The 25,250-nt window shown below is 66.4% G+C and carries 24 protein-coding genes and 1 tRNA gene; 5 read left to right on the top strand and 20 right to left on the bottom strand.

Translation table 11 applies throughout. The features are described 5' to 3' along the window. Positions 1–184: 184 nt before the first annotated feature. Positions 185–358: a hypothetical protein gene (locus LY44_RS17815; protein ID WP_160320009.1), complete on the bottom strand. Its 174-nt coding sequence runs from the start codon at positions 356–358 to the stop codon at positions 185–187. A 381-nt stretch (positions 359–739) separates the two neighbouring features. On the opposite strand from LY44_RS17815, the gene LY44_RS03535 reads away from it, so the two are divergent. Next, positions 740–1,168 (top strand): hypothetical protein, encoded by a 429-nt coding sequence (locus LY44_RS03535; protein ID WP_223230740.1) that lies wholly within the window; start codon positions 740–742, stop codon positions 1,166–1,168. Positions 1,169–1,234: 66 nt separating this feature from the next. Here LY44_RS03535 and LY44_RS03530 read toward each other — a convergent pair whose 3' ends face one another. The 13 genes from LY44_RS03530 to LY44_RS03470 form a co-directional block, all read right to left on the bottom strand. Then, positions 1,235–1,564 carry a hypothetical protein gene (locus LY44_RS03530; protein WP_055208553.1) on the bottom strand — a complete coding sequence of 110 codons (330 nt, stop codon included), beginning with the start codon at positions 1,562–1,564 and terminating at the stop codon, positions 1,235–1,237. Between the two features lie 80 nt (positions 1,565–1,644). Further along, entirely contained in the window at positions 1,645–2,247 is a 603-nt protein-coding gene (locus tag LY44_RS03525) for a YjbF family lipoprotein (RefSeq protein WP_055208555.1), read from the bottom strand. Then, positions 2,244–4,367, bottom strand: a complete 2,124-nt coding sequence (locus LY44_RS03520; RefSeq protein WP_055208557.1) for a YjbH domain-containing protein — start codon at positions 4,365–4,367, stop codon at positions 2,244–2,246. Before LY44_RS03520 ends, LY44_RS03525 begins: the two co-directional genes overlap by 4 nt. A gap of 144 nt (positions 4,368–4,511) precedes the next feature. Next, on the bottom strand, positions 4,512–6,704 hold the full coding sequence (locus LY44_RS03515) for a polysaccharide biosynthesis tyrosine autokinase (protein WP_055208558.1): 2,193 nt from the start codon (positions 6,702–6,704) through the stop codon (positions 4,512–4,514). A 74-nt stretch (positions 6,705–6,778) separates the two neighbouring features. Further along, entirely contained in the window at positions 6,779–7,237 is a 459-nt protein-coding gene (locus LY44_RS03510) for an arsenate reductase/protein-tyrosine-phosphatase family protein (RefSeq protein WP_055208560.1), read from the bottom strand. A 5-nt stretch (positions 7,238–7,242) separates the two neighbouring features. Continuing rightward, a complete protein-coding gene (locus LY44_RS03505; protein WP_055208562.1) occupies positions 7,243–8,319 on the bottom strand; it encodes a polysaccharide export protein in 1,077 nt (358 codons plus the stop codon). 102 nt (positions 8,320–8,421) lie between these two features. Next, the gene (gene gluQRS / locus LY44_RS03500; protein WP_055208564.1) at positions 8,422–9,273 is read right to left on the bottom strand and encodes a tRNA glutamyl-Q(34) synthetase GluQRS; all 852 of its coding nucleotides are present in this window, start codon (positions 9,271–9,273) and stop codon (positions 8,422–8,424) included. After that, positions 9,270–10,610 (bottom strand): methylenetetrahydrofolate--tRNA-(uracil(54)-C(5))-methyltransferase (FADH(2)-oxidizing) TrmFO, encoded by a 1,341-nt coding sequence (gene trmFO, locus LY44_RS03495; protein ID WP_055208566.1) that lies wholly within the window; start codon positions 10,608–10,610, stop codon positions 9,270–9,272. The genes gluQRS and trmFO overlap by 4 nt, the downstream gene beginning before the upstream one ends. Positions 10,611–10,662: 52 nt before the next feature. Further along, entirely contained in the window at positions 10,663–11,013 is a 351-nt protein-coding gene (locus LY44_RS03490; protein ID WP_013067686.1) for a DUF6614 family protein, read from the bottom strand. Positions 11,014–11,073: 60 nt separating this feature from the next. Then, the gene (locus LY44_RS03485; RefSeq protein ID WP_139182423.1) at positions 11,074–11,778 is read right to left on the bottom strand and encodes a hypothetical protein; all 705 of its coding nucleotides are present in this window, start codon (positions 11,776–11,778) and stop codon (positions 11,074–11,076) included. Between the two features lie 27 nt (positions 11,779–11,805). Continuing rightward, positions 11,806–14,457: a DNA gyrase subunit A gene (gene gyrA / locus LY44_RS03480; RefSeq protein WP_236692503.1), complete on the bottom strand. Its 2,652-nt coding sequence runs from the start codon at positions 14,455–14,457 to the stop codon at positions 11,806–11,808. 250 nt (positions 14,458–14,707) lie between these two features. Beyond that, positions 14,708–15,205, bottom strand: a complete 498-nt coding sequence (locus LY44_RS03475) for a disulfide bond formation protein B (protein WP_111395952.1) — start codon at positions 15,203–15,205, stop codon at positions 14,708–14,710. Positions 15,206–15,207: 2 nt separating this feature from the next. Further along, positions 15,208–15,792 (bottom strand): YqaA family protein, encoded by a 585-nt coding sequence (locus LY44_RS03470; RefSeq protein ID WP_055208571.1) that lies wholly within the window; start codon positions 15,790–15,792, stop codon positions 15,208–15,210. A 139-nt stretch (positions 15,793–15,931) separates the two neighbouring features. Here LY44_RS03470 and ypfJ point away from each other — a divergent pair, with 139 nt between their 5' ends. Together ypfJ and LY44_RS03460 are read left to right on the top strand one after the other, a co-directional pair. After that, on the top strand, positions 15,932–16,876 hold the full coding sequence (gene ypfJ / locus LY44_RS03465) for a KPN_02809 family neutral zinc metallopeptidase (protein WP_055208573.1): 945 nt from the start codon (positions 15,932–15,934) through the stop codon (positions 16,874–16,876). 151 nt (positions 16,877–17,027) lie between these two features. Further along, positions 17,028–17,111: transfer RNA gene (locus tag LY44_RS03460), tRNA-Leu, on the top strand. Positions 17,112–17,169: 58 nt separating this feature from the next. On the opposite strand, the gene hisI is transcribed toward LY44_RS03460, so the two are convergent. Next, complete coding sequence (hisI, locus tag LY44_RS03455) at positions 17,170–17,532, bottom strand: phosphoribosyl-AMP cyclohydrolase (RefSeq protein ID WP_055208575.1); 363 nt, start codon at positions 17,530–17,532, stop codon at positions 17,170–17,172. 57 nt (positions 17,533–17,589) lie between these two features. Between hisI and LY44_RS03450 the strand changes: the two genes are divergently transcribed. Beyond that, positions 17,590–18,018 (top strand): iron-sulfur cluster assembly scaffold protein, encoded by a 429-nt coding sequence (locus LY44_RS03450; protein ID WP_055208577.1) that lies wholly within the window; start codon positions 17,590–17,592, stop codon positions 18,016–18,018. Positions 18,019–18,084: 66 nt separating this feature from the next. Next, positions 18,085–19,494, top strand: a complete 1,410-nt coding sequence (locus LY44_RS03445) for a methyl-accepting chemotaxis protein (RefSeq protein WP_055208579.1) — start codon at positions 18,085–18,087, stop codon at positions 19,492–19,494. 113 nt (positions 19,495–19,607) lie between these two features. Here LY44_RS03445 and LY44_RS18410 read toward each other — a convergent pair whose 3' ends face one another. The 5 genes from LY44_RS18410 to sciP form a co-directional block, all read right to left on the bottom strand. After that, on the bottom strand, positions 19,608–19,730 hold the full coding sequence (locus tag LY44_RS18410; RefSeq protein WP_262985710.1) for a hypothetical protein: 123 nt from the start codon (positions 19,728–19,730) through the stop codon (positions 19,608–19,610). 71 nt (positions 19,731–19,801) lie between these two features. Then, on the bottom strand, positions 19,802–21,895 hold the full coding sequence (gene recG / locus LY44_RS03440; RefSeq protein WP_055208581.1) for an ATP-dependent DNA helicase RecG: 2,094 nt from the start codon (positions 21,893–21,895) through the stop codon (positions 19,802–19,804). Further along, positions 21,892–24,012, bottom strand: coding sequence for an NAD-dependent DNA ligase LigA (ligA, locus tag LY44_RS03435; protein ID WP_055208958.1), 2,121 nt, complete (start codon positions 24,010–24,012; stop codon positions 21,892–21,894). Before ligA ends, recG begins: the two co-directional genes overlap by 4 nt. A gap of 66 nt (positions 24,013–24,078) precedes the next feature. Continuing rightward, the gene (ctrA, locus tag LY44_RS03430; RefSeq protein ID WP_013067387.1) at positions 24,079–24,792 is read right to left on the bottom strand and encodes a response regulator transcription factor CtrA; all 714 of its coding nucleotides are present in this window, start codon (positions 24,790–24,792) and stop codon (positions 24,079–24,081) included. Positions 24,793–24,887: 95 nt separating this feature from the next. Continuing rightward, positions 24,888–25,166 carry a CtrA inhibitor SciP gene (gene sciP, locus LY44_RS03425; protein ID WP_013067386.1) on the bottom strand — a complete coding sequence of 93 codons (279 nt, stop codon included), beginning with the start codon at positions 25,164–25,166 and terminating at the stop codon, positions 24,888–24,890. Between the last annotated feature and the right edge of the window lie 84 nt (positions 25,167–25,250).

Here is a 25,250-nt window from a genome sequence, read left to right as displayed (position 1 = left end):
ATCGACAAAGGGCGTCGCGCCCCCGGCACAGATCGGCGCAAGCTGCGGCGCCGTCACGCCCTTTGCCCCTGCCATGCCATCCATGAAGGGCCCCGTCAATTCCGGCGTACCGCAAGCCCTTGAAGACCGCAGCCAATCCGGAACGGGGTCAAGGCAGCGCCCGGGCTGCCGGAACCGGCGGCCCTCAGGCGCGCGTCACCTGCGTCTGCGGCGGCGCGGCCTCGGCGTCCGGATCGGGCGCGGGCGGCGCGGCGGCCTCCGCGTCATATTGCGGCGGCTGGTCCCGCACGAGCCCGAGCCTGGCATTGAGAACCATCCACAGGATCGCGCAAACCGGGAAGATGAGAAGAGCCGACATCCGTTCGAACCTTTTTCCACACTCGCTATCACAGGATGCGCAGGAAAACACTACCGATCCGTTAAGCATGTTCGATCTGCGCGGCTTTCGCCCGGGCAGGCCGCAAATCGGCGCGGGAAATCGGCCCGGCACGGCGCGGCCCGCGAAAAATCCCGGTCATTCGCCTCAAGTTTGAGACGAAGAACGCGCCCCGGTCCGGGCCCCGCTCACCACTCCTTAAGATCCTTGCTGTCTGCTGGCTTCCGGGTGTCGGGGAAGCATGATGGTGAGGGCCATCCCCCCGACGTGAAGTGGGAACGAAGGGGTAATCTTATGTGGGAACAGGCAACCCGTCTGCGGGTCCTGCCGCGCTTTGCCGCGCGCAGGATCGCAGGCGCTTTCATGGTCTTTGGATTGGTCGGCATGCCGCCGGGGGCATCCCGGGCGCAGGACATGTATCTGGCCACCAATCCGATCATCGTCACCGCGGACCGGGGCGGCTATCTTGGCAAACGCAGCGACCAGATCGACCGGATGCGCTCGATGGGGCAGCGGGTCGAGCTGCGCGGCACCTGCCTGTCGGCCTGCACGATGTATCTGAGCCTGCCCAATGTCTGCGTCGCGCCGGATGCCGTGCTGGGCTTTCACGGCCCGAGCAAGAACGGCATTCCATTGCCGCAGCGCGATTTCGACTATTGGTCGCAGGTGATGGCCCGCAATTACAGCGAGCCGCTGCGCTCGTGGTTCATGACCAAGGCGCGCTACATCACCAACGGCTATTACAAGGTCAGCGGCGCAGAGCTGATCCGGATGGGCTATCCGCAATGCTGAGGCCGCAGTGATCAGCACCGGCGGAGCCTGTCGGCCCCGCCGGAAGACGGCCGTTCGGCGCCGTGCTTATTGCGTGTCGGTGGTGGCACCGCCGCCGCCGCCCGCCACGGCCGCCGCCACCACACCGGCCGCGGCCACGCCGCCAAGGGCACCAAGACCACCAAGCAGCGGCAGGAAACCGGTGGCTTCAGGTTCGACACCGGCCTCTTTCGCCTCAGCCGCCGCGCCGCCGGGCGCGCCGGGTTTGGCGGTCGGAGTTTTGGCGGCCGGGGTTTTGACGGTCGCGGGCTGTGCCGCGGGCGCCTTGGTCGAGACCCGCGCCGCGCCCGGAACTTGCTGCGCCTGGGCCGCGAACGGCAGGGCGCAAAGAAGGCATGCAAGACAGATTTTCTTCATGATCGTCTCCCGAAAAATTTGACCCAGACTACCATGCGGGGCCTTGTCTGCAAAGCTTGTCACGCCGCTTCAAGGGCATTTCAGCCGCTTCTGCCGGGCATTGCCTCAGTTTCGCCTAGGTTGAATGGCCCGATATCAACATATCCCAAAGCGGGAGAGAGCCATTGCCGGGATTTTGCCACCCTCCCGGCCGAATCAAGCTCGAAGACATTGGTGAAGGCGTGGTCGCGCGCGCGGCAGCTTTCCTCGAACCGGCGCAGCCCGTTTTCAACCCCCAGAGCCCGCATCACACAGCCCGCCGTCAGCCAGGTCGAATGGTTGTCCCCGGTCAGATAGCGCAGCTTGCGCCGGTAGACCCCCTCCGCCTGCCCGGCCAGCGCGGCGCGGGTGGGGGCGGCATCGGCCCCCATCAGATCGTCGCCCAGACCGCGGCTGGCGACCAGAATGCCGTCGTCAAAGGAGAGCGTGATCCGGTCCAGCGTCTGCCAGGTGCTGACGGTGCCATTCTGCCCCACCGGGCGCAGCACCGCCCGGGCCTTGCGCGCGGGCAGATCGGCGCGGATCAGCGGCGCGGTCAGAAACGGCTGCGCGGCGGCGGCCAGCTCGGCCTGGTGCCGCGGCGAGGGCCCGCAACCGGCCAGAGCCGCGGCGCAGGCAAGCAGAACAAGCGCTTTTCCCGTCATTTCCAGAACCGCCCCCAGGATGCATCCAGCGCCGAGGCCTGCTGGCCGCGCACGGTTTCGTAAAGCCGCCCCGGCACCGAAAGCCGCGCGCCGCCATCGCGCTGCACCGGCCGGATCGTGGTATTGATCGCCCGCCGTTCCGGCTTGCCGGTGATCCAGTCGATCGGGATCGTCAGGCTGATCCCCTTGTCAAAGGAGCCCTCGCCGAAATCCTCGGAGGAGACATTGGTGAGCGTGGCAAAGGCGCCGATCTTCCAGCCGTTGTCGAATTCGCGCGCCAACGTCAGCGTCGCCCCGGTGTCGCCCGCCAGATAGCGGCCGACATCGATCTGCCCCATGAAGCCGCCGTCGAACTGGTAATAGGCCGAGACATGGCCGGTGGCGACATCGTAATCGCGAAAGCCGAACATGTCGTCAAAGGCGCGCTGCTTCGTCCAGTTCACCTCGGCCCCCAGCGCGAGGCGGCTGTTTTGCGGCTTCCAGAGCAGTTCCGAGGACACCCCGCCATACATCTGTTCCAGAAGGCCGAAGGTCACCCGGCCATAAAGGTCCCGCCCCGGCCGCAGATACCAGGCGGCGGTCAGTTCGGTCAGGCTGGTGTCGCTGCCCTTGGCGTAAAGATAGCCGTCCGAGCGCACATGCGGCAGCACCGAGGTCGAGGGGCGGATGGTCTTGTCAAGGTTGCCCGCCAGTTTCTGTTGCAGCCGCCCCGAGAAAACCAGGCCCGCCATCGGCTCATACCGGGCCGTGGCCGCCGCCCCGGCATCGATGCGCAAAGGCGAATCCGGGTCGAAGAAGCTTGGCGTCACATAGGGTTCCAGCGCCGCGGTGAAGGCCGGGAAATGGCCGCCGTTCGGCGCCAGCGACTGCGGCGCATCGGCGATCCGGGTGCGGGCGCGCATCAGATCGGAGGCGACGGGGTGGAATTCCAGCGCCTCCAGATCGGCGCGGCGCAGCAGCACCGAGGAGACCGGCATCCCCTTTTCGGTCAGCCGGATCTCGAAGCGCTCGACATGGGCGGGGGCGAGGCCGGTCAGCGCGCGGGCGGCGCGGCCGGTGGCCTGGGCGGCGATCGGATAGCGGTCATTGCCGATCTGGATGCGCAGGGTGTCGCCGTCGCGGGCAAGCCCGTGCAGGCTCAGCCCCTCCTTGTCCAGCGCGGTCCGGACGGCGGCGATCAGCGCGCTGTCGTCCAGATCGGGGCTTTGCCCGGCCAGGCCCGCGCGCGGCACGACGGGCGGCGGCGCGGCATCCAGCCCCGAGCCCATGCGCGGCTGTTTCGGGTTCAGCGCATAGGTGACCTGCAGCCCGAGTTCCGAGCCGTAGAGATAGCGCGCGCTCAGCGTGGTGCGGTCGTTGTGGTGATAATCCACCCCGAAGTTCAGCGGCGATCTGCGGTCGAAGGCGGCGCCGTCCTCGCGGGCGTAATCATCCGAGGAATATTCGGCCACCAGCCGCCAGCGGTCGTTCGGGCGCCATTCCAGCCCGCCGAAGAAGGCCGCATCGCCATGGAACCATTCCCCGGCGTTGAACGAGCCCCCCAGCCCGTCCGAGGTCCGCATGCGCCGGGTCTTGAACCGGCTCGCCAGCACGCCCAGCGGATTGCTGAAGCCGCCATGAGAGCCAAGCCGCCCCCAGCCCAGCCCGAGCGAGGCCCGCAGCTGCGGCGAAAGGGTCTTGCTGGCCACCACATATTCGCCGCCATAGATCCCGGTGCCGACGATGTCGTTGATCCCGACCGCGAAGGCCGGGCGGTAGCTGCCCTCGTCAAGGAACCGATACTGCACGGAAAAGCTGCGGTCATAGCGATAGGGCCCGACCGTGCCGCCGGGATGACGCCGGATGTTGTAAAGCAGCGCATAGCGGAACGAGGCCGAGAAGCGCTCGGAGATCTGGAAGGTCAGCGCATGCCGGGTCTGGTTCTGGAAATGGCTGACGCCATAGCTCAGCTCGCCGTCTTCGCGGCCGAAGGCGCCGGGCATGTCGATCAGCCCGGGCACGCCGTAACTGTTGTAGCCCCAGGCCGTCCCGGTCGGCCCGGCCGCGGCCGGAAGGCCCGACAGTCCCGCAAGCAGGCCGAGGGAAGAGATCAGAAAAATTGCTTTCGACGGTCTCGACATTCTGTCACTGCCCTGCCGCTATTATACCTTGAACTTTCACCCAACCTGCTTCGTCCGACCGGCGCAGTCAACCGAAAGCAGAGCGAAACCCGCGCGATATCACCCCGGCGTGTCGGGCCTGCCGCAGCGATGCCGCCGCGCCCGTCAGCGCCGGTCGGATTTGTAGTCATAGCGGTAGTTGTAATAATGATGGGCGCCGCCGTAGCGGGCCCCCTCCTCGACCTTGTAGCCGTTCAGGATCGCCCCGGTGATCGTGCTGCCCGCGGTCTCGAAGGCGCGTTTGACCGCCTCGATCTCGCCCGCCATGGTTTCCAGATGCCGCGCGACAACGATCCGCGCCCCGGTGAAGCGGCCGATCACCACCGGATCGGTCACCGCCAGCGCCGGCGGGCTGTCGATGATCACCAGATCGAACCGCGCCGAAAGCGCCTGCAGCAGCGCCTCGAATTCGGCCCGCATCAAAAGTTCCGAAGGGTTCGGCGGAAACCGCCCCGAGGTGATCACCGACAGCCCGGCGATCGGGCCCTCGGTCAGCACCTCCTCGAGCGTGCGTTCGCGCGCCAGATAGTCCGACAGCCCCGGATGGCTCCGGTCCAGGCCGAAATAGCGCCGCAGATAGCCCTTGCGCAGATCGGCATCGACCAGACACACCCGCTGCCCCGCCTGCGCCGCCACCGCGGCGAAATTGACCGAGGTGAAGCTCTTGCCCGCCCCCGGCGCGGCCGAGGTGATCAGCACCGTGTTCGTGCGCGCATCCAGCATGCCGAAATGCAGCGAGGTGCGCAGGCTGCGCAGGGCCTCGATCACCAGATCGTCCGGGTTGCTCAGCGCCATGATCGGCAAGGCGCCCTTGCGGCGGCGATGGTTGGCCGCCTCGGGCGAGAAATTCACCGTCGCAAAGACCGGCAGGCCGAGCTTTTCCAACTCCTGCGCGCCGCGGATGCCGCGGTTCAGCAGCCGCCGCCCGAACACCGCCGCCGCCCCCAGCACCAGCCCCAGCAGCAGCGCCACCGCCATGATCCGCCCCGCCCGCGGCGACACCTTGATGTCGCTTGCATAGGCGGTGTCGATGATCCGCACCGAGCCCACCGTCGAGGCCTGCACCACCCGCAATTCCTGCTGCCGGTTCAGAAGCTGCACATAGACCTGCTGCGCCACTTCCAGATTGCGGCTCAGGTTGAAGATTTCCTTTTGCGTTTCCGGCAGGTTGGCCGTCGTCTTGCGCAGCTCGGCCAGCTGCGCCTCGAGCGTGGCGCGGTTTTGCAGCAACGCCAGATAGACCGGGTGATTGATGGTGAAGCGGTCCTTCAGCTCTTCTTCCTTCAGCGTGAGCGCGTTCAGTTCGGTCTCGATCTGCGTCGCGCGGTCCAAAAGCGCCTTGGTCTCGTAATCGACATCCACCGATTGCTGCGCCTGCCGATAGGCGTTCAGCGCATCCTGCGCCGCTGCCACCGCCACCTCGGCCTTGGGCAGCTGCGCGTCGATGAAGTCGAGAGAGTTGCGCGCCTCGGCGGCGGAGCGGCTGACGTTCTGGCTCACATAGGCCTGGGCGATCGCATCCAGAATCCGCTCGGCGCGCTCGGGCACCGGATCGCGATAGCTGACCTTGAGGATCGACGAGCCCTTCGGCGCCTCGGCGACGGCGAAGTTTTCCTGCAACTCCTGCACCCTGTCGGGCAGCGCCTGTTTCGAAACCAGAAATTCGCGCCCCACCGGCCCTTCGAGCCGGTCGACAAGGATCGTCACCCCCGCCTCGGGCAGCGACAGCCGCCGCCGCATCGGACCCTCCAGCACCGCGCCGTCGGGCAGGGTCAGCCGGAATTCCCCCGGTGCGGTGATCCGCAGCCACAGATCTTCGCCCAAAAGCGCCTCGGGCAGGTCAAGAACGCTGATCGCGATCGCCTCGTTGCCATGCTGGAAGGCCGGAAACAGCAGATCCGGCACCCCGAGCCGCACCGGCAACATGCCCAGCACAGGCCAGGGCCGCGGCTCGGCGACGATCTGCAGGTTCAGCCCCTGCACCACTTCGCTCATCACCATCCGCGATTTCATGATCGCCATCTCGGCCTCGCCGGGGGATTTCGCGCCCAGATCGCCGCTGAGCAGTTCCTGCATCCCCTCGGGCAGCGCCAGCGCCCCCGATTTCGCCTCCAGCTGCAACAGCCCCTCGGCCTGATAGACCGGCGTCGCGCGCAGCACCGAAAACACCCCCAGCGCCAGCGCCGCCGCGGTGATCCCGGCAATCCAGAGCTTGCCCGCCCAAAGATGCGCCGCAAGCTCCATCAGATCGATCTCGTCGGTCTGTTCCGGGGTCGGACGGGGGGCAGTGCTGGTCATCGGCTTTCCTGTCAATCAATCAAACATCAGATCGGGACGAAGGGTCCCGCAAGCAGGCCCCGCCCGGCCAAGCGTCAGGCGGAGGCGCCGTTTTCGTCGTTGCGGCCAAGCCGCGCGATCCAGGGCTGCGCCGCGGCCAGGATCCGGTCGCGCGTCGCGCGATGCACGGCCAGATCGCGGCGGAACGGATCGGCGATGCCCTGCCCGCCGGTCCAGTGGTCAAACAGCATCACCCGCCCCGAAAGCGCCGGAAAACGGCGGAAGATCTCGGCACGGTGGCCCGGTTCCATCACCAGGATCAGATCCTGCGCCGCGCCGATCCCGGCGGTCAGCTGGCGCGCGACATGGCCCGAAAGATCCAGCCCGACCTCGGCCGCGGCCCGCGCCGCATCGGCATCGGCGCCCTGCCCCACCACCGCCGCCAGCCCCGCCGAGGACAGCCGCAGCCCCGGCAGCGCCCGGGCCAGAACCGCTTCACCCAGCGGAGAGCGACAGATATTGCCGACACAGACGACCAGAACCGAACGGAACATGGCGCTCAATCCGTGCTGATGTCGCCGGTGGTCTTCACCACCGTCACCGTCGGCAAGATGCTCGAAATCAGCCGGTTCCAGCGATAGACCGGGGCCGAGGTCACATAGATCACGTCTTGCGGCCACAAAACGAAGCGGGTGCCGATCAGATAGGCGGTCGGGTTCGAGGCGTCGAGCTGATAGACGGTGATCCCCATCGGCTCGTCGCGGAAGACGAAGATGCCGCGGGCATCGGCCTTGTCCTCGGCCAGCCCGCCAACCCGGGTCAGCGCCTGGGTCAGGGTGATGTTCTCCAGCGTCAGATCGATCGTCGAGGGCTTGACGATCTGCCCCAGCAGATAGGCCTCCTGCACCTCCTGCCGCCCGACGCTGATGACATCGCCGTTTTGCAACACCGGGTTGTTGGCGCCGATGCCCTGTTCCAGAAAGGCCTTCATGTCGACCTGATGGCTGCGCCCGCCGCGCCGGATGGTGACCGCGCGCGGATCGGCCGTTTCGGTCAGCCCGCCCGCCGCGTCGATCGCATCGAGCAGCGTCAGCGGCACATCGGTCAGCGGCTGGCGGCTGGGGCTGCCCACCTCGCCCGTCACCGAGACCGACTGGCTCTTGTAGCTGGCCACCCGCACCTCGACCTGCGGATCGGGGATGAAGGCCGCAAGCTTCTGGCGCAGATCGTCGCGGATCGCCTCGGGGGTCTTGCCGCGCGCGGGCACCTGCCCGACGTAGGGGTAAAAGAACGTGCCATCGGCCTGCACGCGCTGGCCCGCCTGTTCGACCGTGCGCCCGGTGCCCGCCGCCTGTGTCAGCTCGGGATGGTCCCAGACCGTGACATCAAGCACGTCGCCCACGCCGACCCGGTAATCCCAGGCGGCAGAGGAGAGCGAGGCCCGGCTGCCCGAAAGATCCCGCGGCGTGTTGAAGGCCTCGATGTTGTCGGCCGTCAGCTTGACCACGATGACATTGGTGGACATTTCTTCGACCTCGGCCCGAACGGCCTCGGTGCGGACCGGGAAATCGGTCTTGGTCACGTCGCAGGCCCCCAAAATCAGGCCCGACGCCGCCGCAAAAACAGCGAATCGCATGAATTCCTCGCAAACTGCTTGGCAAACAGTGGGATGTTCATACGCGATGCCGGTGGAAAATCCAACCGCCGGTTGCAGCGGCGGGGCCCGGCCAACCGCAACCTACAGGCCGATCAGGCGGCGGATATCGGCGGGCGAGGCCCCCTCGGCACGGTAGTTCGCCAGCGCCCGGGCATCGTCGCGCTTGGCCAGACGCTTGCCCGCTTGGTCGCGGATCAGGCCGTGGTGGTGATAGACCGGCACCGGCAGAGCCAGCAGGCGCTGCAGCGTGACATGGATGCAGGTCGCCTCGAACAGATCTTCGCCGCGGCTGACATGGGTGACGCCCTGCGCCGCATCATCGAGCACCACCGCAAGATGATAGGAAGTGCCCATCTCGCGCCGGGCCAGAACGATATCGCCGACGCTGCGGATCATCGTTTCGGGGTCGATCCGGTGACGGCCACGATGGGCGGGGCCAGTTTCGTCAAAGCCGGTTTCGTCAAAGCCGGTTGCGGTCGCGGCAAAGTCCATGCGCAGGCGCAGCGCGGTGTCGGGCAGGCCTTCGCCCGGGCGCGGGCGGCCCTTGTCGCGGCAGGTGCCGGGATAGACAATGCCGTCGGGGCCAAGCGGCACCCCCTCCTGCGGCGCCGAGGCCGCCTGTTCGATGTCGCGGCGGCTGCAGGCACAGCTGTAAAGCAGCCCCTTTTGCCACAGCTTTTCAAGGGTTTGGCGATAAACGGGCAGACGGTCGGACTGCCGCAGCACCGGCCCGTCCCAGGTGATCCCGAGCCAGCGCAGATCGTCAAGCAGCTGCGCCTCCCACTGCGGTTTCGCGCGGGCGCGGTCGATATCCTCGATGCGCAGCAGAAACCGCCCGCCCGCCGCCCGCGCCATGTCATGCGCGATCAGCGCCGCATAGGCATGGCCCAGATGCAGCGGGCCGGTGGGCGAAGGGGCGAAGCGGGTGATCACGCCTGATCGGCGAGCCAGGCGGTGAAGACCTCCTTGGCGCGATCGGTGTAGCCCTTGTAGCGGTCCTTGCGACCGCGCCGCCCGCCCCGCGCGTCGTCGAGCGGCGGAAACAGGCCGAAGTTCACGTTCATCGGCTGGAAGGTCTTGGCCACCGCGCCGCCAGTGATGTGGTGCACAAGCGAGCCCATCGCGGTCTCGGGACCCGGCGCGGGCAGGCTGGCGCCCTTGATCTCGGCCGCCGCCATCCGCCCCGCCAAAAGCCCCATCGCGGCGCTTTCGACATAGCCCTCGACCCCGGTGACCTGACCCGCAAAGCGCAGGTTCGCGCGCGCGCGCAGCCGCATCTGATCGTCGAGCAGCGTCGGCGAGTTCAGGAAGGTGTTGCGGTGAATCCCGCCCAGACGCGCGAAAGACGCCTGCTCCAACCCCGGAATCATCCTGAAAACAGCGGTTTGCGCGCCATACTTCATCTTGGTCTGAAAGCCGACGATATTGTAGAGCGTGCCAAGCGCATTGTCGCGGCGCAGCTGCACCACCGCGTAAGCCTTGGTCGCCGGATCATGGGCATTGGTCAGCCCGACCGGCTTCATCGGCCCGTGGCGCAGCGTCTCGCGGCCGCGTTCCGCCATCACCTCGATCGGCAGGCAGCCGTCGAAATACCCCGCGGTTTCGCCTTCGTGAAACTCGGTCTTTTCGGCCGCCAGCAGCGCGTCGATGAAGGCCTCGTACTGATCCTTCGTCATCGGGCAGTTGATATAGGCGGTGCGTTCTTCCTCGGTCTCGCCCTTGTCATAGCGGCTTTGCCGCCAGGCGACGGACATGTCGATGGTTTCGGCATGCACGATCGGCGCGATCGCATCGAAGAACGCAAGGCTGTCGGCGCCCGTCACCGCCCGGATGCTCTCGGCCAAGGCGCCCGAGGTCAGCGGCCCGGTGGCGATGATCCAATGCCCGTCGGTGGGCAACTCGGTGATCTCTTCTTCCGAGACGGAAATCAGCGGATGCGCCCGCAAGGCGGCGGTGACGGCGGCCGAAAACGCCTCGCGGTCCACCGCCAGCGCCCCGCCCGCAGGCAGGGCATGGCGGTCGGCCGTGGTCATGATCAGCCCGCCCGCCGCGCGCATTTCCCAATGCAGAAGGCCGACGGCGTTCCTTTCGTCGTCATCCGAGCGGAAGGAATTCGAGCAGACCATTTCGGCGAAATCGCCGGAACGATGCGCAAAGGTGCCCACGCGCGGCCGCATTTCATGCAGCACCACGGGGACCCCCGCCTGTGCCGCCTGCCACGCCGCTTCCGAGCCGGCCAGACCGGCGCCGATGATGTGAAGTGTGTCCATGCCGCCTGATACCGCCCCGGGGGGCCGCGTGCAACGGTATCGGATGGCGGGATCAGATCAGCGCGATGCGCTCGCGCCGTTCGGCATCGGGGAAAGGCCGGTACAGCCCGACCGAATAAGAGGCGATCATCGCATGCATCAGCTCGTAATGCCGCATCTCGCCCTCGGTGAATTGCGCGACCGACCGGAACGCCTTTTCCAGCGCCGCCATGCTTTCGAATTCGACTTCCAGGATGAAGCCCGTATGCGGCCCCGAGGCCAGCCCCATCTTGCGCCGCATCAGCCGCCAGCCGCCGATCAGGCCTTCCTGCTTCAGCTCGCTCATCCATTGTTCGACCGAGGCGGCAAAGGCCAGGGCCTTGGCATCGCTCTTCAGCTCGATCATGCAGTGATAAAGATCCATGCTTTTCTCCCTCGGGCAGAGACAGAAAAGCATGGATGTCTTGAGAATGGCTTAACCGCGTCAGTTGCCGATGATCGACTGCGACAACCCGCGCTTGCCGAAGGTGACGCCATTGCCGCCCATCAACAGCTTCACGCCCAGCCCCACAGTCAGCTCGCGGTCCGACTGGTTGCCATCGACCAGCCCGAGCGAGCCGTCGATCTTCACCCCCGAGGGCATCGCATAGCCCACCGTCGCGTCAAAGGCGGTGGTGTCCGAGCCGTGATCGGCATTGACCGTCTCCACCCGGCCGCCCAGCGACAGCGCGTCGGTCAGCGCATAGCGGCCATCAAGGCCGAGGATCGTCGCATCATTGCCGTCATTCTTCAGCAGCGTCGCATTGCCCTCAAGCGTCAGCAGGCCGAAGTCATGCGTGGCCTCGAGCCCGTAATGCTCCATGTGATTGCCGCCAACCCATTCGTGGCCCAGAAAGCCGCCGACCGCGAAGCCGTCATTCACATGGCCGATCGCATGCAGGGTGACGTTCGTCGCCTCGTCGTTGCTGTTGGTGAAATGGTGCTGCGCCACGTCCATCTGCGCGGCAAAGCCCGGGGTGAAGCCATATTCCACCGCCCCTTCAAGCGCGAGATTGTTCTTGTGCCGCTGCTGGCCCTCGGCCAGCCCCGACCAGCTGAAACCAATCTCCGCCCCGCGCACCGAACCTTCGGCCAGCGCGGCAACGGGAAGCAGCGCCGCAACCAGCGCCAGAGGGACAATCTTCTGCATCTTCAACCTCATGGTTTGTTCTTGGTCTTACGCTTCGGCCTCGTCATCGCCCGGATCGGCCACGCGGGCGACCGAGACGACCTCTTCTTCGGCGCCGGTGTTGAACACCTTCACCCCCCCGGCCGCGCGGGAGCGGAAGGAGATCCCCGCCACCGGGCAGCGGATCGATTGCCCGGTCGAGGTCGCCAGCATCACCTGATCGGTCGGCTCGACCGGGAAGGAGGCCACCAGCGCCCCGCCCCGCATCGATTTTTCAAAGGCCGTGACGCCCTGACCGCCGCGGCCGCGCACCGGATAGCTGTGGCTTGAGGAGATCTTGCCCAGCCCCTTGGCGGTGATCGTCAGGATCAGATCCTGCGCCGCCAGCATTTCGGCATAACGGGCGTCAGACAGCACGCCTTCGCTGCCCTCGGCCTCGTCCTCGGCATCGCGTTCGGTCTCGGCCTCGTCCTCGGTCTCGCCGCCCAGTTCCGCGCGGTAGCGCTTGACGAAGGCTTCGCGTTCCCAGGGCTCGGCCTCGAAATGGCGGATCACCGACATCGAGACGACCTTGTCGCCCTCGGCCAGCCGCACGCCGCGCACGCCGGTCGAGGAGCGGCCCTTGAAGATCCGCACCTCCGGCACCGGGAAGCGGATGGCGCGGCCCGAGGCCGTCACCAGCATGATGTCGTCGTCCTCGTGGCACATCCGGGTGTCAACCAGCGTCACGCCCTCGGGCAGCTCCATCGCGCGTTTGCCGTTGCGCATCACCTTGGCGAAATCGGAGAGCGCATTCCTGCGCACGTCGCCATCCGAGGTGGCGAAGAAGACCTGGAACTCCTCCCAGGTTTCCTCGGGCGCGTTGACCGGCATCAGCGAGGCGACGCTGACCCCTTGCGGGATCGGCAGGATGTTGACGATCGCCTTGCCTTTGGACGTCCGCCCGGCCAAGGGCAGGCGCCAGCATTTCAGGCTGTAGACCATGCCATCGGTGGTGAAGAACAAAAGCTGCGTATGGGTATTGGCAACGAAGAGCGTGGTGACGACATCGTCTTCCTTGGTTGCCATCGAGGCGAGCCCCTTGCCGCCGCGGCGTTGCGCGCGGAATTCGGCCAAAGGCGTGCGCTTGATGTAGCCGCCGCTGGTGATGGTCACCACCATGTCCTCGCGCTCGATCAGGTCTTCGTCGTCGAGATCCCCGGCCCAGTCGACAATCTCGGTGCGGCGCGGCACGGCATGGGCGGCGCGGACCTCGCGCAGCTCATTCGAGATGATCTCCATGATCCGCTCGCGCGAGGCCAGAATCGCCAGATAATCGCGGATCTTGCCCGCAAGTTCGGCGAGTTCCTCGGTGACTTCCTGCACCCCCATCGCGGTCAGGCGCTGCAGCCGCAGGTCCAGAATGGCACGGGCCTGAACTTCCGACAGGTTGTAGGTGCCGTCGTCGTTGACCGGATGCAGCGGATCGTCGATCAGCCGCAGATATTCGACGATCTCATGCGCGGGCCAGCGCCGTGCCATCAGCCGGTCGCGGGCCTCGGCCGGATCCTTCGAGGAGCGGATCGTCGCCACCACCTCGTCGACGTTCGACACGGCCACGGCCAGACCGCACAGGATATGGCTGCGCTCGCGCGCCTTGCGCAGCTCGTAAGCCGTGCGCCGCGCTACCACTTCCTCGCGGAAGGTGATGAAATGGCTCAGGAAATCGCGCAGCGTCAGCTGTTCGGGACGCCCCCCGTTCAAGGCCAGCATGTTGCAGCCGAAGGAGGTTTGCAGCGCGGTGAAGCGGTAAAGCTGGTTCAAAACGACATCGGCGGTGGCGTCGCGCTTGAGTTCGATCACCACCCGCACGCCGACGCGGTCGGATTCATCGGCAATGCCGGAAATGCCCTCGAGCTTCTTTTCGCGCACCAGATCGGCCATCTTCTCGATCATCGTCGCCTTGTTCACCTGATAGGGAATCTCGTCGACGATGATCGCGAAACGGTCCTTGCGGATCTCCTCGATCCGGGTTTTCGCCCGGATGATGACGGAACCGCGGCCCTCCAGATAGGCCTTGCGGGCGCCGCCGCGGCCCATGATCTGCGCGCCGGTCGGGAAATCGGGGCCGGGCACATAGTCCATCAGCGCTTCCGAACTCAGATCCGGGTTTTCGATCAGCGCCAGCGTCGCGTCGATCACCTCGCCCAGATTGTGCGGCGGGATGTTCGTCGCCATGCCGACGGCAATGCCGCCCGCGCCATTGACCAGCATGTTCGGGAACCGCGCCGGCAGAACCGTGGGTTCGCGGTCCTTGCCGTCATAGTTGTCCTGAAAATCGACCGTGTCTTTTTCGATGTCGGCCAGCAGGAACGAGGCGGGCTTGTCCATCCGCACTTCGGTGTAGCGCATCGCCGCGGCGCTGTCGCCGTCCATCGAGCCGAAGTTGCCCTGCCCGTCCAGCAGCGGCAGCGACATCGAGAAGTCCTGCGCCATCCGCACCAGCGCATCATAGATCGCGGCGTCGCCATGCGGGTGGTATTTCCCCATCACGTCGCCCACCGGACGCGCCGATTTGCGATAGGGCTTGTCATGCGTGTTGCCGGTTTCATGCATCGCATAAAGGATGCGCCGGTGCACGGGTTTGAGCCCGTCGCGCAGGTCGGGAATGGCGCGGCTCACGATCACGCTCATCGCGTAATCGAGATAGGCGGTCTTCATTTCCTCGGCGATGGAAACCACCGGGCCCGCATGGTGGGCACGTTTCGGGGTGTCGCCGGAGGGGTCCGAGGTGTCGATGATATCGGTCACGCGGGGCTTCTTCTGCCAGATTTTGTTGTGTCGTCTTATATCGCAACCCATGGCTTGGGTGCAACGGCGAATGGCGCACCCGGGGGCAAAGGCCGGATTTTGCGTATTTGGACCAGGAAAAGCCGGCTGCTTTTTCTTGGCTCAAATACGCCCTTGGCGCTCAGCGGCGGGCGCGACGATCGCTCAAGGCCGCGGCGATCCAGAGGCCGGCAAAGACCAGCGAGGCGACCGCGTTCAGGTTCGGCATGGTGACGCCCAGGACCTGCCAGGCGATCTCGTCGCAGCGCACCAGCGGCGCGGCGGAGATCTGCGCCATCAGATCCTGCGCCGAAAGGCTTGCAATCGGGTTCGTGGTGCAGCTGTCGGGACCGGCGAAGATGTGGCGCTCGACGCCGGAATGATAAAGGCCGAAGCCGCTCGTGGTCAGGGCCGCCAGCGCGCCGAAACCGGCAAAGGCCATCGGCAGCCGCAAGAGCAGCATCAGCGCCCCCAGAATGGCCGCGACCAGATGCGGCCAGCGCTGCAGCACGCACAGATCGCAGGGCGGAAATCCCAGCGCCTGAAACACCAGCGCCGCGATCAGCACCGCGGCCGAACCGGCGGCGGCAAGCGCGACAAGCCCGCGCGGGGTCAGCATCGCGGTCAGGATCGGGGACATGTTCAGGCTCCTTTCAGGGCAAACCAGGCCGCGGCCAGCACAAGCAGCACCCCGCCTGCGACCCAGGCCAGACGGCGCTCGACAAAGCTGGCGATGCGTTCGCCGAATCGCGCCAGCAGCCAGCCAAGGCCGTAAAACCGCGCCGAGCGCGCGACGATGGCCGAGAGGATGAACAGCACCGGATCGAAGCTGAGCACCCCCGCAAGGATCGTCACCACCTTCATCGGCGGGATATGCGCCAGCCCCGAGGTGACCAGCATGAGCAGGATCGCCCAGGTGCCCGCGCCGTCGCTCAGGGCTTCAAAGGTCGCCATCTTGCCCGTCGCTTCCAGGAAGGGCCGCGCCAGCAGGTCGAAGGCGTAATGACCGATGCACCAGCCGAAGATCCCGCCCAGCACCGAGGTGACCGAGGCGATCAGCGCATAGCGCCAGATCTTTTCGGGCCGCGCCAGCGCCATCGGCACGAAAAGCACATCGGCCGGGATCGGAAAGAACGAGCTTTCGGTGAAGGAAATGACCCCAAGCGCCCAATCCGCGCGGCGATGTCCGGCCAATCCGAGGGTCCAGCGGTAAAGTCGTTCGAACATGGGTCCCCGCGGCTGGTTCCGGCATCCTGGCCGTGCATCGCAAGGCGGGGGGGCGGCGTCAAGCCGGGGCGCGACGTTTTCCCCCTGTCCGGGGCGGCTTTGCGGGGCTAATTTCGCAACCGTGATCGGGAGGGGCGCGATGAGGTGGCAAGGCCGTCGCGGCAGCGACAACATCGAGGACCGGCGCGGCGGCGACAATATCGAAGACCGTCGCGGCGGCGACAATATCGAAGACCGGCGCGGCGGGCGGCGGATCTCGCCCGGCGGCGCGGGCGGGCTTGGCCTTCTGGCGCTGGTGCTGGCGGGCTGGGTCTTCGGGGTGGATCTGACGCCGCTTCTGAACAGCGACGGGCTGCACAGGGACGGGCTGCACGGTGACGGGCTGCCGCGCGGGACGGCCCCGCAGGTGGAAGACGGCGGCGCGCTGAGCGCGCGCGACCGGGCGATGGGCGATTTCGTCTCGGTGACGCTGGCCGATACCGAGGAGATCTGGGCCGGGATCTTCCGCAACGATCTGGGGCGGGTCTATCACCCGGCGGTTCTGGTGCTGTTTTCGCAGCTGACGCGCTCGCCCTGCGGCACCGCCTCGGGGGCGACCGGCCCGTTCTACTGCCCGGCCGATGGCAAGGTCTATCTGGACACGGCCTTTTTCGACAGGCTCTCGCAAGAGCTTGGCGCCGCGGGCGATTTTGCCGCCGCCTATGTGGTGGCACATGAGATCGGGCATCGCGTGCAGGACGAGCTTGGCCTGCTCGACAGGGTCGAGGCCGCGCGCGCGAACGCCGACCCGGCCACGGCGAATGCGCTTTCGGTGCGGCTCGAGCTGCAGGCGGATTGCTTCGCCGGGGTCTGGGCGCATCATGCCGCCGCGGATCTCGGCACGCTCGAGCGCGGCGACGTGGCCGAGGCGATGCGGGCGGCGGCGCGGATCGGCGATGACACGCTGGCGCGCCATGCGGGCCGCCGCCCGATGCCCGACAGCTTCACCCATGGCAGTTCGGATCAGCGCCAGTTCTGGTTCGCCCAGGGCTTCAAGACCGGCCAGGTCACGGCCTGCGACAGTTTCAGCCGGACCACGCCCTGAACCGGCCGCGCCGTTTGCTCTTGTCAGATCCCGCGCGCAAGGGTAGATGCGAGAAACCGGCCGGGACGGAGCGGATCCGCCCCGACCGGCCAGCAGAAGACCGCCCGCGGCCTGGCTTCGACCCGGCTCTACCTTGCAGGCGGTGCAACGTGCGGGTGTGGCGGAATGGTAGACGCGACAGACTCAAACTCTGTTTCCGCGAGGAGTGTCGGTTCGAGTCCGACCACCCGCACCATCTTGACTTCGAGAGGGCTTGCCGCCCGCAAGCGGCCGAAAGCCGTCGGGCGTCGCGCTCACTCCGCCATCGGCGTCAGAATCTCGACCTCTTCGCCGCCGCGCAGCGCGGTGTAGAAACAGGACCGGCGGTTGGTGTGACAGGCCGGACCCGCCTGAGTGACCAGCAGCAACAGACAGTCGCGGTCGCAATCGATCCGCAGCTCGACCAGCTTCTGCACATGGCCCGAGCTTTCGCCCTTGGCCCAGAACGCCTGCCGCGAGCGGCTCCAATAGGTCACCTGCCCCGTCGCCAGCGTCCGCGCCAGGCTCTCGGCATTCATCCAGGCCATCATCAGCACCTCGCCCGTGCCCGCCTCCTGCGCGATCGCCGGGATCAGACCGTTCGCATCATAATTCAGGCTCTGCGGATCGAAACCCATGCTTTCCTCCCTGCGTGTCCCGGTCTATCTAACCTGCGCAGCCTGCGGGGAAAAGCCATGAGCGATGCCGATCTTTTCAAACTCTATGCCGATCGCGTGCTGGCGCTGGCCGCCGCGATCCCGCATACCGAGCCCCTGCCCGATCCGGCGCTGCGCGCGACGAAACGGGCGCCGCTTTGCGGCTCGACCGTCTCGGTGGCGCTGCGGCTGGAGGGCGGGCGCATCGCCGCCTTTTCGCAGACCGTGCAGGCCTGCGCGCTGGGCCAGGCCTCGGCCGCGATTTTCGGCGCCGCGGTGATCGGGCGCTCGCGCGCCGAGGTGGCGGCGCTGTGCGAGGCTCTGGCCACCATGCTCCGGGGTGGCCCGGTGCCCGCCGCGCCCTTCGCGCCATACGAGGTTCTGACCGCCGCGCGCGACTATCCGAACCGCCACGCCTCGATTCTGCTCGCGCCGGAGGCGACTTTGGCGGCCTTGTCGGCAGTTTGAGAACGGACCTTAACTCTTGTGCAAGGGGCGCATGCGATGGTGGGCTGAAACTCATCCGGACCTTGCATGACCCAGCCCGCTCCCTCCCCGTCCCTTCCGACCAGCTCCGAAGGGCGCATCACCCGCATCGCGACCGACGCGCTCGATCTCGGCCGGGATGTCGCCGAGGTGGCCGGTGCACTTGAGGCGCTGGAAAAGCTTGCGGATTCGCAGCTTGCGCTGTTGCGCAGCGCGCAGACGGCGGCCGAGACGGTGCAGGACGCCAATGCCCGGGTGCTGGATGGCGCGCAGCGCGTCGGCCAGAGCGCCGATGCGACGCTGGGCATGGTCGAGGAGACGGCGGCGCAGCTGCGCGAGACCTCGGCCCATGCGCAGACGATTGCCAGCTGGGTGCGCTCGGCGATCGCGCGGATGGAGGAGCTGAACGCGACCCTGACCCGGGTTCAGGCGGAAAACGCCGGCATCAAATCCGTGGCGATGCAGGTCAACATCCTGGCGATCAACGCGAAAATCGAAGCGGCCCGGGCGGGCGACGCGGGCCGCGGCTTTGCCGTCGTGGCCGAGGCGATCAACGAATTGTCGCGCAAGACCGCCGCCGCCTCCGAGGGGATCGGCAGTGCCGTGGGCGGGCTGACCGGCTCGATCCGCGCCCTGCATGACGAGGCCGGGGCGATTTCGACCGATGCCGATGCGGTGCTGACCGGCGCCTCGGGCACCGATGCGGCGCTTGGGCGGATGCTCGGCGGGCTGACGCAGACCCGCGCGGCGGTGACCGAAATCGCCACCCGCGCCGCCGAGGTGAACAGCGCCAATGCCTCCTTCGGCCCGGCGTTCCGGCGCATGGCCGATGGCATGCAGCAAACCTCGACCGAGGTGCATGCGGCGACGCAAAAGACCCGGACCCTGATCATCGCGGGCGAGACCATCGTGCAGGAGGCGGTCGAGCTGGGCGGCGCGCTGGCCGACAATACCTTCATCGAGGCGGTGAAATCCGCCGCCGAAGAGGTGGGCCAATTGTTCGAGGCGGGCATTTCCGCGGGCCGGATCAATGCGGGCACGCTCTTCGAGGCGCGTTACAGCCCGATCGCGGGCAGCAATCCGGCGCAGGTGATGGCGCCCTTCACCGGCTTCACCGACGCCGTTCTGCCCGCGGTGCAGGAACGGGTGCTGAGCCTCTCGCCTGAGATCGTGTTTTGCGCCGCCGTCGATCGCAACGGCTATCTGCCGACGCACAATCGGAAATTCTCGCAGCCGCAGGGGCCGGACCCGGTCTGGAACGCCGCGAACTGCCGCAACCGGCGCATTTTCAACGACCGCGTCGGGCTGCGCGCCGGGCAATCGACCGCGCCTTTCCTGTTGCAGATCTACCGGCGCGACATGGGCGGCGGCAATTTCGTGCTGATGAAGGATCTCTCGGCGCCGATCTTCGTTTCCGGGCGGCATTGGGGCGGGCTGCGTCTGGCCTATCGGCTGTAAAAAAACGCCGCCATCCGGGGATGGCGGCGCAGGAAGCGCTTTCCGGGCAAAGCCCTTGGGGACAGGCGGCCGTGATGTGACGTCAGGGTCGCGAAAGCGCGTGGCAGTGACGGTCAGAACAGGCCGGGCAAGTAAAGCACGGCAAGGAAAGTGGCGCAAAGCGACAGCGCCCCGAGCATATCCTGCGCCAATTCGGCGGTCTCACGGGCGAAAAACGGGGTCGGACGGTGCTGCATCTCAGGTCTCCTTCCTGTTGCCATTTTGTTCTCATGTTCCAGCCGATGCGTCAAGAACATTTTAAGAACATTTAACCGACTTCGATCAGCCGGATCGCCCGATCCTGCTCGGTAAGCCACATCAGCATCCGCGCCGCCTGCCCGCGCGGACTGTTCAGCCCCGGGTCCATCGCCAGCAACGTCCGCGCATCGCTTTGTGCCAGCGCCATCAATCCGGCCTGCCGTTCCAGATCGGCGATGCGGAACCGCGGCAGACCCGATTGCGCCGTGCCGATCACATCGCCCGCGCCGCGCATCGCAAGGTCTTCTTCCGCAATGCGAAATCCGTCCTCGCTGTCGCGCAGGATCGACAGCCGCCGCTCGCCGCTCTCGCTCAGCGGCGCCTGATAGAGCATCAGACAAGTCGATTTCGCAGCGCCCCGCCCGACCCGGCCGCGCAGCTGGTGCAGCTGCGCCAGACCGAAGGTCTCGGCCCGTTCGATCACCATGATCGAGGCATCGGGCACGTTCACCCCCACCTCGATCACCGTCGTCGCGACCAGAACCCGGGTCTTTCCCGCCACGAAATCCGCCATCGCGGCGTCCTTTTCGGCGGGCGGCAGTTGCCCATGCACCAGCCCGACGACCCCCTCGCCCAGCACCATGCGCAGATGCGTGAAACGCTCCTCGGCCGAGGCCAGATCGACGCGTTCGCTTTCCTCGACCAGCGGACAGACCCAATAGGCCTGCCGCCCCTCGGCCACGGCGCGGGCCAGATGCGCCACCACCTCGCCGATCCGCGCGGTCGAGATCAGCGCCGTCGTCACCGGTTGCCGCCCGGGCGGCTTTTCATCCAAAAGGCTCACATCCATGTCGCCATATTGCGCCAGCGCCAGCGAGCGCGGGATCGGCGTCGCTGTCATCACCAGCACATCGGCCATCTCGCCCTTGGCGCCCAGCTCCATCCTTTGCGTCACCCCAAAACGGTGCTGCTCGTCGATGATGACCAGCCGAAGATCCTGAAAAAACACATCTTTCTGAAAGACCGCATGGGTGCCCAGCAAGATCTGGATCCGCCCCTCACGCAGATCCGTCAGCTTGCGCGCCCGTTCCGCCCCCTTGTCACGACCGGTCAGAACCTCCATCCGCACCCCGGCGGCCGCGGCGAGCGTACCCAGCCCCTCGCAATGCTGCCGCGCCAGAATTTCGGTCGGCGCCATCAAGACGCCCTGCCCGCCCGCCTCGACCGCAGTAAGCAGCGCAAGGAAGGCGACCAGCGTCTTGCCCGCGCCCACGTCGCCCTGCAGCAAACGGTTCATCCGGCTTGGGCTCGCCATGTCGGCGGCGATCTCGCGACTGGCGCGCAACTGCGCCCCGGTGGGATGAAACGGAAGCGATTTCAGAACCTTGGCCGTCAAGGCCCCGGTGCCCTCGGTGATCCGGCCCTTCGGATGGCGGGCCTGACGACGGGCCAGAGCCAGGGTCATCTGATGCGCGAAAAGCTCGTCATAGGCGAGACGCTGCCGCGCGGGGGCGGTCGGCGCGGTGTCGGCCTGCGCCTCGGGCGCATGCGCCGCCCGCAGCGCCGCGGCCCAGCCGGGCCAGCCTTCGCGGGCCTTCAAGGCGGCATCGATCCATTCCGGCAGCTCGGGCAAGCGGGTCAGCGCCCCCTCGGTCGCCTTCGCCATGACACGCTGCGTCACTCCCGCCGTCAGCGGATAGACCGGCTCGAAGCGCGGCAGTTTCCCGACCTCGTCCAGCGGCAGGACATGGTCGGGATGCACCATCTGCGCGAAGCCGTCGAACAGCTCAAGCCGCCCCGAGACCAGCCGCCGCCCGCCCTTGGGCAGCAATTTCTCCAGATAATCGCCGCGGGCGTGAAAGAAGACGAGGGTGAATTCCACCCCTGCGCCATCGCGCACCAGCACGCGCGAGGGGCCCGCACGGTTGCGCGCCGCCATATGGGTCAGCACCTCGACCTCAACCGTCACCGTCAGCGGCGGTGTCACATCGCGGATCGAGCTGACCGGACGGCGGTCGATCACCGCCTGCGGCAGCGTGAACAGCACATCGCGCGGGCGGGTAATACCAAGGTTTTCCAAGGCCTTGGCCGTCTTCGCCCCGATCCCCGGCAGGGTCTCGATCGCGGCGAAAAGCGGAAAGAGCGCGGCAGGCCGCCCGGTCATGTCGCCCCGATGAGGCGCAGCCAGGCCTCCTCGTCGAGCACCTTGACGCCCAGTTCCGCCGCCTTCTTCGCCTTCGACCCGGCGCCCGGACCGGCCACCAGAATGTCGGTCTTGGCCGAAACCGAGCCCGCGACCTTGGCGCCCAGCGCCTCGGCCCGGGCTTTCGCCTCGGCCCGGGTCATCCGTTCGAGCGTGCCGGTGAAGACGACGGTCAGACCGGCCACCGGGCTGTCACTTGCGCGCGGCGTGGCGGGCTCGACGCTCAGATGCGCCACCAGCCGGTCGATCGCGTCGCGTTCGGCGCCGGGATGGAAGGCCGCGGTCACCGAAGCGGCCAAAGTCTCGCCGACACCATCGATGCTGAGCAGTTCCTGCCAGTCGGCGCTCTCGGGCACGGCGGCGCTCATCGCGGCTTCGAACCGCTCCCAGGTCAGATAATGCGTCGCCAAAAGCGCCGCCGAGCTTTCGCCGACATGGCGGATGCCAAGCGCGAAGATCAGCCGGGCAAGCGGGATTTTCCTTTTGTCCTCAATCGCCTGAAACAGGTTTTGCGCGGATTTCTCACCCCAGCCTTCGCGGTTTTTCAGCTGTTGCAGGCCCGCGCCGAAGCGCGCCTGCAGGGTGAAGATCTCGGCCGGTTCGCGGATCCAGCCATCCTTGTAAAAGGCCTCGACCTGTTTTGCGCCCAGCCCCTCGATGTCGAAAGCGGCGCGCGAGACGAAATGTTTCAGCTTCTCCACCGCCTGTGCGGGGCAGATCAGACCGCCGGTGCAGCGGCGCACGGCATCGCCTTCCTCGCGCAGCGCCTCGGAGCCGCATTCCGGGCAAAGATGCGGGAAAACAAAGGGCTGCGAGGCAGGATCGCGACGCGACAGATCGACATCGGCGACCTTGGGGATCACGTCGCCAGCGCGGTAGACCTGCACCCAATCGCCCTCGCGGATGTCCTTGCCGTCGCGGATCACCTCGCCCTTCGAGGAGAGCCCGGCGATGTAATCCTCGTTGTGCAGCGTGGCATTCGAGACGACGACACCGCCGACGGTGACCGGGGCCAGCCGCGCGACGGGCGACAGCGCCCCGGTGCGGCCGACCTGAATCTCGATCTTTTCCAGCCGGGTCCAGGCGAGTTCGGCGGGGAATTTATGCGCGATCGCCCAGCGGGGCGTGGTCGACCGAAAGCCAAGCCGCGCCTGCAGGGCAAGGTCGTTGAGCTTGTAGACGACGCCATCGATGTCATAGCCCAGCACCGCCCGCTGCGCCTCGATCGCGCGGTAATGGGAAAGCATCTCCCCGGTATCGGCACAAAGCCGGGTCAGCGGGTTGGTCTGAAACCCGAGATCCTTGAGCCGTTCGATCGCGCCAATTTGCGTATCGGCCAAGGGGGCGGACAGAACACCCCAGGAATAGGCGAAGAATTTCAACGGTCTGGAGGCGGTGATCCGGGCGTCGAGCTGGCGCAGCGAACCCGCCGCGGCATTGCGCGGATTGGCGAAGCTCTTGTCGCCCCGGTCCGCCTGCCGCGCATTCAGCGCCGCGAAATCGGCGTGGCTCATGTAGACCTCGCCCCGGACTTCCAGCACGGCGGGCGCCCCGGTCAGGCGCTGCGGAATGTCGGCAATGGTGCGGGCGTTTTCGGTGACATTCTCGCCCACTTCGCCATCGCCCCGGGTCGCGGCCTGCACCAGCAGCCCGTCTTCGTAGCGCAAGGACAGCGAGAGCCCGTCGATCTTCGGTTCCGCAGTGCAGGGCAAGGCCACCTCGGGCCCGAGGCCGAGATAGCAGCGCATCCGCCCGTCGAAATCCGCCACATCCGCATCCAGAAAGGCGTTTTCCAGACTGAGCATGCGAATCTCATGCGCGACTTTGGCAAATCCTTCGGCCACGGCAGCGCCAACCCGCGTCGTCGGGCTGTCCGCCTGCGCCAGATCAGGAAAGCGCGCTTCGATCGCCGCCAGACGCCGCTTCAGCGCGTCATAGTCGGCATCCGAAATCTCGGGCGCATCGAGGGTATGATAAGCATGATTCGCCGCCTCTATCCGCGCAACAAGCGCGGGCAATTCCGCCTCCGCCTCGGCGCGGGTCAGGCTGTCCAGGTCCGAAAACGGTGCTGCGCTCATCATGTCTTTCCTCCGGCTGTCCCATTTAGGGGCAGCCGCAAGGAGCGTCCAGTGCGAAGCCGCTGCTCAGGCGCCCACGACCATGCGGCGGTCGAGGTCGCCCTGATCAGGGTCCCGCAGCACATAGCCCCGGCCCCAGACGGTCTCGATATAGTTCTCGCCCCCCGTCACTTCGGCCAGCTTCTTGCGCAGCTTGCAGATGAAGACGTCGATGATCTTCAGCTCGGGCTCGTCCATGCCACCGTAAAGATGATTGAGGAACATCTCCTTGGTCAGCGTCGTGCCCTTGCGCAGGCTCAAGAGCTCCAGCATCTGGTATTCCTTGCCGGTCAGATGCACCGGCTTGCCGCCCACTTCCACCGTCTTGGCGTCGAGGTTGACCGAGATCTTGCCGGTGCGGATGATCGACTGCGAATGCCCCTTCGAGCGGCGGATGATCGCATGGATCCGGGCCACCAGCTCTTCGCGATGGAAGGGCTTCGTCATGTAATCATCGGCGCCAAAGCCGAAGCCCTTGATCTTGTTCTCGGTGTCATCGGCACCGGTCAGGATCAGAATCGGCGTGTCGACACGAGCCAATCGCAGCTGACGCAGCACCTCGAGCCCGTTCATGTCGGGAAGGTTCAGATCGAGCAGGATCAGGTCGTAGTCGTAAAGCTTCGCAAGGTCGATGCCTTCTTCACCGAGGTCGGTGCAGTAGACGTTGAGGTTGGCATGGGTCAGCATCAGCTCGATGCTGCGAGAGGTCGTCGGGTCGTCCTCCACCAACAAAATCCGCATCCTGGGTTCTCCGCATTAATCCCTCGATCACGTTCGACCTTGTCACCAAATGGTTAACACGTAGTTACTGTCGCAGGATTCTGTTCATTTGCAACTTAAAGTTGTCGGTACTTTTGGATCGCCGTCACTTTCAGCCCTGCAATGCCGTGTTTCTTGACCGCTTCGGCCCAGATATCGAATTCTTCCTCCGATAATCCGTAACGTTCAAGCACTTCCGAACGTCCGATCAGCCCATGCGTCACCGCATGCACGATGATCGCCTTGCGCGACGCCACCCAACGACGCGTTTCCTTCGGCGGCAGATCGGCCCGGGTCAGAATCGTCCCGTCGGGCAGCGTAACTGCGCGCGGGCCATCCACTTTTTTCAGATACATGGGCTCACCCCCCTCGTCTTCATGGGGGCAGAATGCGCCGAGGGCCTTAACGCTGGGTTTAGCCAAGGGTTGAGAGTAGATCGC

Source organism: Rhodobacter capsulatus (assembly GCF_003254295.1).
Taxonomy (GTDB): Bacteria; Pseudomonadota; Alphaproteobacteria; order Rhodobacterales; family Rhodobacteraceae; genus Rhodobacter; species Rhodobacter capsulatus.
The sequence above is the reverse complement of the archived record's forward strand: the minus strand, read 5'-3'. Positions and strand labels throughout refer to the sequence as shown.